This is a genomic window from Cardiobacterium sp., assembly GCF_057314735.1.
Genome location: NZ_DBHKZK010000005.1, coordinates 1 through 10579 on the forward strand (window position 1 = coordinate 1; position 10579 = coordinate 10579).

The following is a 10579-nucleotide window of genomic DNA, read 5'->3' on the forward strand; positions in this document are numbered from 1 at the left end:
CCACACAAATTTGAATTGCTGCGCCAAATTGTCCCCCCTCCCCTGCAGGGCGCGCAGCGCCCGCAGCGGGGGAGGGTCGGGGTGGGGGTGAGCGATATTGCTCATGAGCTGAAATTACTGTTTTTCAATGGCTTTGCTGCCCTCACCCCAACCCTCTCTCTTGCTTCGCAAGCAATGCTTGTCGCTGCGCGAGCTGTCCCAGTCCCACAGGGAGAGGGAGCATATTGGCTGTTTTCCCGGTTTTCAGTTCCCTACACAAGCACACGAAAAATGCGATTCCCCAAGATTTTGAACGGGCTCTTACAGGCAGATTACGAAGGGTCGGAAGGAGAAAGGCCGTGTTGTTTCAGCCATTCAATAGAGTCGGCATGACCGCGTTTGGCGGCACGGCGCATATGCCTGACCGCCTCGTCCGGGTCGCCCAGATGCCAAAAAATCCTGCCCAGCCAGTAATTTGACTGGGGCACGCCTTGGGCGGCAGCTTTTTTGTACCAGACGATAGCCTGTTTCAGGTTGCGTTTGGTGAGTTCCCCCTTGCGGTACTGGGTTCCCAGATTGTGCTGGGCGATGGCATAACCGTCCCGCGCCGCCTGACGGTAGAGACGCATGGCGCGCTCGGGGTCGGCGGCGACGCCCTCGCCCCTGGTATAGCAAATCGCCAAGTTGTTCACGCCGTCAACATCACCCTTTTGGGCAGCGCGACTGTTCCAGTAAAACGCTTTTGCCGCGTCTTTTTTGCCCAGCCAGCCGTTGCTGTAGGCCAGCCCCATTTGCACCATGCTGCGCGCAGAGCCGATTTCGGCCGCCTCGGAAAAACAGCGCACAGCATTGACATAATCCCGCTCTGCCTTGAAGCGCTTGCCCTCCGCGTACAACGCCTCGGCGCGGCGTACCCGCCGCTGATATTCCTGCTGGCGCGCGCGGCGCAGCCGGGTTTTTTCTTCATACTGGCGGACGCGCTGCTGTTTTTCCGCCGCGATTTGCGCTTTCCGCTCGGCCTTTTCGATGGCGCGTTCGGCGCGTTTCGCCTCGCGCTGCGCCTGTTTGCGCGCCTTCGCCGCCTGTTTCTCTTCCTCGGCAAGGAATTTGGCGAGGTCTTTCGCTTCCAGCGCGGCGCGCTCCTTTGCCGCCGCATGGGCGGCCTGGTCTTCGGCTTCGCGCCGGGCGCGTTCGGCAATCAACTGCTCCGGCAGGATGAAGGTGTCGTAGAGCCACTGCGCCACCGTCTCGGCGTGTTGCAAGTTGGCCGCCGCGTCGGCGGGGTCTTCGTGCAAATCATGCACGGCCTGGTTGCCCTTGACGCGCAGCTCGTTGAGAGTGTCGATAATTTTTTCCGGCGCGAGCAGCTTGTAATCGAGCAGCCGCAGCACATCGAGCGGCGTGTCCAGCCCGCCGGTGTCCAGTTGCCAGCGCTCCGCCAAATATTGCAGCACCGCTTCGCCGAACTGGCGCAGGCGGATGAGGACGATATTGGGCTCTTGCGGATACAACGCCACCGCCGACTGCGCAAGTCGCGCCAGTTGCGGGGCATCTTCAAAATGGTCAAGCAATGCTAATCGGGTAAACATGGGTTCTCTCTGGTTGTGAATGACTGGTGATGGTGAACAGCCCGCCCAGGTATTTATGCCCGGCGTTTTTTTTATTGTCGGTCATGAATGGCCGACCGGCAAACTTGTCGTCCGCTTGGTTTGTAGGTCGGACATTTATGCCCGACATTTTTTGGTGTCGGCCATGAATGGCCGACCAACGAACTGCTTTGCGAGGATTGCTCTATAGCCCCCTACACCCGCTCACCCCGCGCCGCGACGATGCCGTTGCCCCATTGCATCAGCGCATTGAGCACCGGCACAACGCTGCGGCCAAAATCCGTCAGCGCGTATTCACTGCGCAGCGGCGGTTTCTCGCCAAACACCGTGTGGCAAATCAGCCCGTCCGCTTCCAGTTGCCGGAGCTGGCGGTTCAGCGTCGCCTCGGTCGCGGCAAGCAAATGGCGGTGCAATTCGGCAAAACGTTTGCTGCCGTCCTGCAGATGATAAAGAATCACCGCCTTCCATTTGCCGCCGACCAAATCCATCGCCAGACTGACCGGGCAAGGGTACACCTTGCCGTTCAGGCGGACAAAATCGCTCATACATTCGTCTTTCATATATAACCTGTTCAAAAGGATAGCTCTTGTTCCCCGGCAGAGGCGCGCCGATACTGCCCGTCATACCCACACCGGAGAACCCCATGAAACCCCTCGTCGCCATCGCTGGCGCTACCAGCAAACAGGGGCGCAGCGTCGCCACCACCCTGCTGCGCAGCGGACAATACCGCGTGCGCGCGCTGACCCGCAACCCTGCTGCGCCGCAGGCACAAGCCCTCGCCCGCCTCGGCGCGGAAGTCGTCGCCGCACCGCTCGCCGTCGGCCATGATGCCGCCTGGCGTGCCGCCTTTCGCGGGGCGGACAGCGCCTTCCTCATGACCCCGCCGACCCTGCCCAATGACTCCGACGAATTCCCCCTCGGCTGCGCCCTGGCCGATGCCGCCGTCGCCGCGGGCGTACCACACCTCATCTTCAGCACCCTGGAAAACGTTGATGCCATCAGCGCCGGGCGCCACTACGCGCCGCATTTCACCGACAAGGCGCGCATCGCCGACCACATCCGCGGCCTGCCGGTGGCGCACAGCTTCATCCTGCTCGCCTTTTTCTACACCAACCTGCTGGAGTACTACCTGCCGCGTTACGAGGGCGACACCCTGCTGATGCCGGTTTACCTGCCCGCCGACTGCCGCGCGCCCTTTGTTGATCCGCTCACCGCCACCGGTCCCGCCGTTGCCGAAATCCTCGCCCGCCCCGACCACTACCACGGCCAAACCCTGCCCGTCATCGGTGACCTCCTCACCCCGCGCGAACTCGTCGCCACCTTCAGCCGCGTAACCGGCATCCGCGCCGAATACCGCAGCGCCTACGAACGCGACGAACTGCTGCAATACTACCCCGCCTTCGCCGACAACGAAGCGCTGGTACAAGAGCTGCTCGGCATGACCCACTACGCCGCCGAATACGGCTACTACCGCCCGGAACGCGACCTCGGCTGGAGCCGCCGCATCGACCCCGCCGCGCTGACCTGGGAACAATTCCTGCGCGCAAGCGGCTGGCGTGGCGAAGCCGTGCAATACGGCGCATAAATCCCCTAAAATGCGCGCCCCATTCACAACACAACGGAGACTCACACATGAGCGAACACAACTGCGGCTGCGGCTGCCACGAACCGCACCACGCCAACCACACGCACCAACACGGCGCGGGCTGCGGTCACACCGCCATCAAACACGACGGCCACGTCGATTACCTGCACGACGGCCACTTGCACCACCCGCATGGCGACCACGTTGATGAACACCGCAACGCTGTCAGCGCCACCAACCCGGACGCCTGCACGCCCGACCACCACTGCGGCGGCCACGAAGCCGGACACGTCCATGGCCCCGGCTGCGGCCACGAAGCGGTGCCGCATGGCGACCACGTCGATTACCTCGTCGATGGCCACCTGCACCACCCGCACGGCGACCACTGCGACAACCACGGCCCGGTCGAACTGGCCTGACCGCCCGCAAACACAGCGGCTTCCCGACAGGGGAGCCGCTTTTTCTTTGCCACAAGCGGCGCTATAGCGATACCCCTAAAGCCTCAGACAAGGCGCGCCGCCGAAGACAGTACGCGGTTGTACGGCGAGGCGGTGCAACACAGTATGAGGCTTTGGGGGGATTGCTATACACTCTGCCCGAACCCACAACCGGAGCCTCCATGAAACGCCTGCCCCTCATCCTTGCCGCGCTCGCCCTCATCTGCGGCGGCTTCACCATCAAAATGTACAACGGCCTGCAACGCGCCGACGAAAGCGTTGCCGCCGCCTGGGCGGAAGTCGAAAACCAGTACCAGCGCCGCGCCGACCTCGTCCCCAACCTCGTTGCCACCGTCAAAGGCTACGCCGCCCACGAACAGGCGACGCTCGCGCAAGTGGTGGAAGCGCGCAGCCGCGCCAGCGGCGTCCACCTCAGCGCCGAACAGCTCAATGACCCCGCCGCGCTGGAGCGCTACCGCGCCGCGCAGAGCGAGCTGGGCAACGGCCTCGCGCGCCTGCTCGCCGTCGCCGAGAGCTACCCCGACCTCAAGGCAAGCGCCAACTTTGAAGCCTTGCAGACCCAGCTCGAAGGCACGGAAAACCGCATTGCCACCGCGCGCAACCGCTACATCGAACACGTCCGCGACTACAACAGCCGCATCCGCACCTTCCCAACGAGCCTCATCGCGCGCCTGAGCGACCTGCACGCCAAGGCGAACTTTGAGGCGGAAAACGAAGCGGCTGCCACCGCGCCGCAAGTGAGCTTCCCATGAAACGGCTGCTGCTCCTGTTCGCCTTCCTCGCGGGCGCGGCGCAGGCGATTGCGCCGGAAAAACTCGCCATCGGCACCGACCCCGTCATTGACCAGGCGGGAATGCTTGCCCCAGCGGATGCGGCAGCGCTCAACGAAAAACTGCGCGGTCTGCACCAGGCGCAAGTGATGCAGGGCGCCATCGTGCTGGTCGATAACCTGAACGGCATGAGCGACTTTGACTACGGCATGGCCGTTTTTGACCGCTGGCAATTGGGCGACCGCACGCGCAACGACGGCCTGCTCATCTTGCTGAGCGAAAAAGAGCACGCCATCCGCATCATCACCGGGCGCGGCCTTGAGGGCGACCTCCCCGACGCCTTCGCCAAAAAAATCATCAACGACATGGTGCCGTCCTTCAAACAAGGCCGCTTCGCCGCCGGGCTAAACACGGGCGTGGACGAAATCGCCGCACACTTGCAGGCCGACCCGACAGAGCGTCTCGCTTTGGCCGGACAGACGGATGATGCCGAACACACGGCGGATGCGTTTTCAGAAACCACCGGGATGCTCGTTTTCCTCCTCACCGCTGTCGCCGCCTGCCTGCGCCCCCCGGCGCGCATCGTGCTGCTGGCGTTGGCCGGGGGCGGTTTCTACCTCGCCGGCCACTCCCTGCCGCAGGTTCTCACCATCCTCATTGCCGCCTACATCGTCGCAGGCGGATTGCGCCGCATCGTCCAGGCGCTCATGCGCGGAGAAAGCGGCGGGGACGGCTCCGACGATGATGATGACGATGACGGCAGCGGCGGCTACAGCAGCCGCAGCAGTTTCTCCTCTCCCTTCTCCTCCTCATCGTCGTCGTCTTCCTCATCCAGCGATTACGGCGGAGGTGGCGGCAGCTCCGCTGGCGGCGGCGCGGGCGGGACGTGGTGAGCAGGGCGCGGTCGCCATTTATCGCGCTGCGGGTAGGGTGTGGCTTGCCCCACCGTTAAAGCACGTAGGGGCGGTTAGGACGAAGTCCGTAACCGCCCGTTTCGACAACCCGTAGGGCGTGTACCGCAAATACGCGCGTTTTTCCCGGTTTTCCCGCGTGCGTGTCGGCTGTGCCGCCAACACCCTATGACGAATTTCTGTGGGTAGGGTGTGGCTTGCCCCACCGTTAAAGCACGTAGGGGCGGTTAGGACGAAGTCCGTAACCGCCCGTTTCGGCAACCCGCGGCGTGTTTGCAATTCGTTTTGAGAGCCGTCGCTACGCGGGTCGCAGCAATCTTCCGCCCTCACCCCAACCCTCTCCCACAGGGACAAGCATTGCTCGCGTAGCGAGAGAGGGGGTATATCTGCTGCTTTCCCTGTTTTCAGTTCCCTACACAAGCATACGGAAAAATGCGATTCCCCCAAGTTTTTGAACAGGCGCTTATGCCAAAAAGTTATGACGGCAGGCAAAAGCGCTATTTCACAGCGGCGCGGCGGATTCCTATCATGCGGGCTTCAACCATTACAGGAGCCACCCATGAGTAACACCCTCGCCCTTGACGGGCTGCAATCTGATGAACGCGAAGTCAAATCCGCCCGCCGTGCGCCGCCGCCGGTGTGGTTCAAGAAGGAAGACAGTTGGGCGATTGTCATCGGCCTCGGTCTGGTCGTCGCCGCGACCGCCCTGTTTTTGACCAACAGCGGCAAGGTGCTGCCGTATTTCACTTTTTCCGCGCCCGGCTGGAAGTCTTTCGGCGAGCTTGCCGCCAAGTTGCCCGCGAAGTTGCCCGGCGCGTTCGGTCTTTATTTGCTGCTCGCCAGCACCCTCTCCCTCGGCGCGCGCAGTCTCGGTTATGACGTCCGCCGCTTTCTGCGCGGTTTTTCTGTGCTGTATTTGCTCGCCGTCGCCGTGCTGATTGTCAGCGCCAATGCGGCGGTGAAGAGCGCGCAACTGGAGTCGCCGCTGGTGGCGCTGTTTGTCGGCCTCGCTATCGGCAACACGCTGCGCCTGCCCGCGTGGTTTGGCGAGGCGCTACGCACCGAGTATTTTGTGAAAACGGGTATTGTGCTGATGGGCGCGACGCTGCCGTTTACCATCATCCTCCGCGCCGGTCCGGCGGCGATTGGTCAGGCGCTGATTGTTTCCGTCGTCACGTTTTCCAGTATTTATTTTGCCGCCACCCGTTTGTTTGGTCTTGACCGCCGCTTTGCCGCCTGCCTCGGCGCGGGCGGTTCGATTTGCGGCGTTTCCGGCTCGATTGCCATCGGCGGCGCCTGCCGCGCGGAGAAGGCGCACGTTTCGATGGCGATTTCGCTCGTTATCGTTTGGGCGGTGGTAATGATTTTCTTGCTGCCCGCCGCCAGCCGCACCCTCGGCCTGCATCCGGGCGTCGCCGGGGCGTGGATTGGCACGTCGGAATTTGCCGACGCCGCCGGGTTCGCCGCCGCCGAAGCCATCGGTCATGAAGCGGCGACGGAGGCCTTTACCCTGATGAAGGTGGTCGGACGCGATATGTTCGTCGGTATTTGGGCGTTTCTCGTCGCCATTCTCGCGGTGACGGTGTGGGAACGGCAAAGTGCGGCGAGCAGCGAGCGCATTGACCGCCGCGAAATCTGGCAGCGTTTCCCGAAATTCATTCTCGGCTTTTTCGTCGCCTCGCTGCTGACCACCGCCGTCATCACCGCGCTCGGTGCGGATGCGGGCAAGGCGTACAGCGACGAGGCGCTGAAGGCGCTGAAAGATTTGCGCGGCTGGTTCTTCACCCTGACTTTCCTCAGCATCGGCCTGACCACGCGCTTCCGCGAGCTGGCGGCGGTCGGTCTCAAGCCGTGTTTCGCCTTCGCCATTGGCGTCGCCATCAACCTGCCGCTGGGCTACTGGCTCTCCAATCATGTGTTTGATGCCTACTGGCGCAGTCTGGGCGTGTAAAACCGCCGCCATACGCGGGCGGTTACGGCTTCGCCTAACCGCCCCTACGAACTTCAAGGAATCCCGATGAGCCTGGTCAATATTCAAATCACCGTCAATAGCGCCCACCCGCCGCATGATCCGCGCAACGGCGCCCTGCGCGACTGGCTCGCATCGCGCGCCTTTGCCGTCGCCGACCGGCGTGGCGGCTGGCTGGCGGTCAGCCACGACGGCGAAGGCAGCGAACTGAAGCGGGCGCTGCGCGCCGCCGGTTTCGCCGACCGCGATTATCAAATCCGCGTCGAATACCAGCGCGCGTGGGGATTTCTCTAAAAACCCCTCCCCCTGTGGGGGAGGGGGTCGATCGGTGGTTGCCGCAACAGCAGTTGCCGCATCGCGGACAGGCGGTTCGACAACCGCCCATCCATTTCGCCCCCTCCCTCGCAGGACGCGCCAGCGTCCGCAGCGGGACTGGAACAGCTCGCGCGTAGTGCGAGAAAGGGTTGGGGAGGGGGTAGCGTCAAACCTGCCATCACCCAAAGCCATATAGACAGTCTTAAACTTCAACAAAAATGACAGTATCCATCCGCAACACCGCTGCCCGCATTCATTAACCCCACCCCGACCCTCCCCCACAGGGGGAGGGAGCCTATCAGCTTTGTAGGTTGGGTTAGCGCGCAGCGCGTAACCCAACAAAGCCTACGAATAACCCTTCTAAACAAAGGAACCCATCATGACCGGCAAACCCTCCGACAACGAACGCCTCAAAGACCAAAGCGACTACCTGCACGGCACCATCAGCCACGACCTCACCGACGGCATCACCGGCAGCTTCAACGGCGACAACTTCCAGCTCATCCGCTTCCACGGGATGTACGAGCAGGACAACCGCGACATCCGCGCCGAACGCGGCGAGCAGAAACTCGAACCGCTGAAAAGCATGATGCTGCGCTGCCGCCTGCCCGGCGGCATCATCACCCCGCAGCAGTGGGTCGGCATTGACGAATTTGCGGGCGAGCACACCCTCTACGGCTCCATCCGCCTCACCAACCGCCAGACCTTCCAGTATCACGGCGTCTTGAAACCCAACATCAAGCCGATGCACCAATGGCTGCACCGGCTGGGACTTGACTCAATTGCCACCGCCAGCGATGTGAACCGCAACGTCCTCTGCACCACCAACCCGGTACAAAGCAGCCTGCACAAAGAGGCCTACGAATGGGCGAAAAAAATCAGTATGCAGCTCCTGCCGCGCACCAGCGCCTACGCCGACATCTGGCTCGATGGCGAAAAAGTATTTACCACCGAACCGCCGAAACCGCTGGTGAAAGAAGTCGCCGATGAAGTTGAGCCCATCCTCGGCAAAACCTACCTGCCGCGCAAATTCAAAACCGCCGTGGTCATCCCGCCGGACAACGAAGTCGATATCCACTCCAACGACCTCGGCTTCGTCGCCATCGAAGAAAACGGCCACCTCGTCGGCTTCAACGTGCTGGTCGGCGGCGGCCTCTCCAGCGAACACGGCAACACCACCACCTTCCCCAACAAATCCTACGAATTCGGCTACGTGCCGCTCAGCCACACCCTGCACTGCGCCGAAGCCGTCGTCACCACCCAGCGCGACTGGGGCGACAGAAGCGACCGCAAACACGCGCGCACCCGCTACACCCTGGAGCGCGTCGGCGTGGACGTCTTCAAGGCCGAAGTCGAAAAACGGATGGGCATCAAATTCGAGCCTATCCGCCCCTACCAGTTCACCACGCGGGGAGACCGCATCGGCTGGGTCAAAGGCGAAGAAGGCAACTGGCACCTGACGCTCTTTATCGAAAACGGCCGCATCACCGACCAGCCGGGCGGCAAACAACCCAAAACCGGCCTGCGCAAAATCGCCGAAATCCACAAAGGCGACTTCCGCCTGACCGCCAACCAAAATCTGGTCGTCGCCAATATCCCGCCGAAAGACAAAAAACGCATCGAGGCGATTGCGCGCGAACACGGCCTAATTGACCCAAAAACCAGCAAACAGCGGGAAAACAGCATGGCCTGCGTCTCGCTGCCCACCTGCCCGCTGGCAATGGCCGAAGCCGAGCGCTTCCTCCCCGGCTTCATCGACCAGGTGGATGCGATACTCGCCAAACACGGCATCCCGGACGAACACATCATCCTGCGCGTCACCGGCTGCCCGAACGGCTGCGGCCGGGCGATGCTCGCCGAAATCGGCCTCGTCGGCAAAGCCATTGGCAGATACAACCTCTTCGCGGGCGGCAACCGCGAAGGCACGCGCATCCCGCGCCTTTTTAAGGAAAACATCACCGAGCCGGAAATCCTCGAAATCCTTGACGGCTGGATTGGTGGCTGGGCGCGCGACCGCGAAAAAAACGAAGGCTTCGGCGACTACGCCATCCGGGTAGGCATCGTCAAACCGGTACTGGATGCGCCACGCGACTTCTGGGCGGCGTAAGGCATCAAAAAAAACCGGCCGCAAGGCCGGTTTTTTATCGCTCTTCACCGAAAAATTCAGCCCCGGCGCGTCGCTGAAGACAGAGTTGTACAGCGCGGGTTTCCCTAAAAAACGGCTCTGCCATTTTTTAGGATGCCCGGTCAGGCGGCGTAACACCGTTTAGGAGCTGTTTGTAATTTGAATTTCTCCCCTGCAGGGCAAAGCCCGTAGGGGCGGTTAGGACGAAGTCCGTAACCGCCCGAACGATAATAATTGGTCATAACACAATGATTTTGCGCGTAGGTTTGGTTAAGGCGTGTTTACCATTCAGCCATAAACACGCCCAATCCAATGCGGTTGCATGGCTGGCTTGGTTTGTAGGGTGTGTGCCGCAGGCACGCACGCGTTTGCCGATGTCAAAATCCCGCGTGCGTGTCGGCTACGCCGCCACACACCCTACGCACGGAACCCGCCCGCTGCGGGCTTCGCCCTGCGGAGGAGGGAGGCCTAAATTGTAAACAGCCCTTAACTCAACCTACTAAAGGGTTGCGGCTGAATTGTAAACAGCCTCTACGGGTTGATTACATTTGAAAAATTTCCCTCCCCTGTAGGGCAAAGCCCGTAGGGGCGGTTAGGACGAAGTCCGTAACCGCCCGAACGATAATATAGCCATCCACCGAAAGTTTCAGACAAGGCGCGCCGCTGAAGGCAGTACGTGGTTGTACGGCGAAGCGGCGCAACACCGTATGAGGCTTTCGGTGGATGGCTATAATTGGTCATAACACGATGATTTTGCGCGTAGGTTGGGTTAGCGCGCAGCGCGTAACCCAACAACAGAATATAGGGCGTATAGGACAAAAAAGGAGCTAAAAAACGCTGTAAGCCTTATGCTGCAAGGC

9 protein-coding genes are annotated in these 10579 nt (G+C 61.7%); 7 read left to right on the forward strand and 2 right to left on the reverse strand.

Annotated elements, in window-relative coordinates:
• Nucleotides 1-311: 311 nt before the first annotated feature.
• Both ACO54Z_RS00220 and ACO54Z_RS00225 read right to left on the reverse strand, forming a co-directional pair.
• Complete coding sequence (locus tag ACO54Z_RS00220) at nt 312-1568, reverse strand: tetratricopeptide repeat protein (protein ID WP_485995212.1); 1257 nt, start codon at nt 1566-1568, stop codon at nt 312-314.
• A 212-nt stretch (nt 1569-1780) separates the two neighbouring features.
• On the reverse strand, nt 1781-2146 hold the full coding sequence (locus ACO54Z_RS00225; protein WP_298080185.1) for a winged helix-turn-helix transcriptional regulator: 366 nt from the start codon (nt 2144-2146) through the stop codon (nt 1781-1783).
• 83 nt (nt 2147-2229) lie between these two features.
• Between ACO54Z_RS00225 and ACO54Z_RS00230 the strand changes: the two genes are divergently transcribed.
• From ACO54Z_RS00230 to cysI, 7 genes are all read left to right on the forward strand, one after another.
• Nucleotides 2230-3171 carry an NmrA family NAD(P)-binding protein gene (locus ACO54Z_RS00230; RefSeq protein ID WP_485995213.1) on the forward strand — a complete coding sequence of 314 codons (942 nt, stop codon included), beginning with the start codon at nt 2230-2232 and terminating at the stop codon, nt 3169-3171.
• A gap of 47 nt (nt 3172-3218) precedes the next feature.
• The gene (locus ACO54Z_RS00235) at nt 3219-3590 is read left to right on the forward strand and encodes a hypothetical protein (protein WP_485995214.1); all 372 of its coding nucleotides are present in this window, start codon (nt 3219-3221) and stop codon (nt 3588-3590) included.
• A 200-nt stretch (nt 3591-3790) separates the two neighbouring features.
• Complete coding sequence (locus ACO54Z_RS00240; RefSeq protein WP_485995215.1) at nt 3791-4381, forward strand: LemA family protein; 591 nt, start codon at nt 3791-3793, stop codon at nt 4379-4381.
• Nucleotides 4378-5292, forward strand: a complete 915-nt coding sequence (locus ACO54Z_RS00245) for a TPM domain-containing protein (protein WP_485995216.1) — start codon at nt 4378-4380, stop codon at nt 5290-5292. Before ACO54Z_RS00240 ends, ACO54Z_RS00245 begins: the two co-directional genes overlap by 4 nt.
• Nucleotides 5293-5869: 577 nt before the next feature.
• On the forward strand, nt 5870-7261 hold the full coding sequence (locus ACO54Z_RS00250; RefSeq protein WP_485995217.1) for a YeiH family protein: 1392 nt from the start codon (nt 5870-5872) through the stop codon (nt 7259-7261).
• Nucleotides 7262-7327: 66 nt separating this feature from the next.
• Complete coding sequence (locus tag ACO54Z_RS00255) at nt 7328-7573, forward strand: hypothetical protein (RefSeq protein ID WP_485995218.1); 246 nt, start codon at nt 7328-7330, stop codon at nt 7571-7573.
• 400 nt (nt 7574-7973) lie between these two features.
• Nucleotides 7974-9701, forward strand: a complete 1728-nt coding sequence (gene cysI, locus ACO54Z_RS00260) for an assimilatory sulfite reductase (NADPH) hemoprotein subunit (protein ID WP_485995219.1) — start codon at nt 7974-7976, stop codon at nt 9699-9701.
• Nucleotides 9702-10579: the final 878 nt, after the last annotated feature.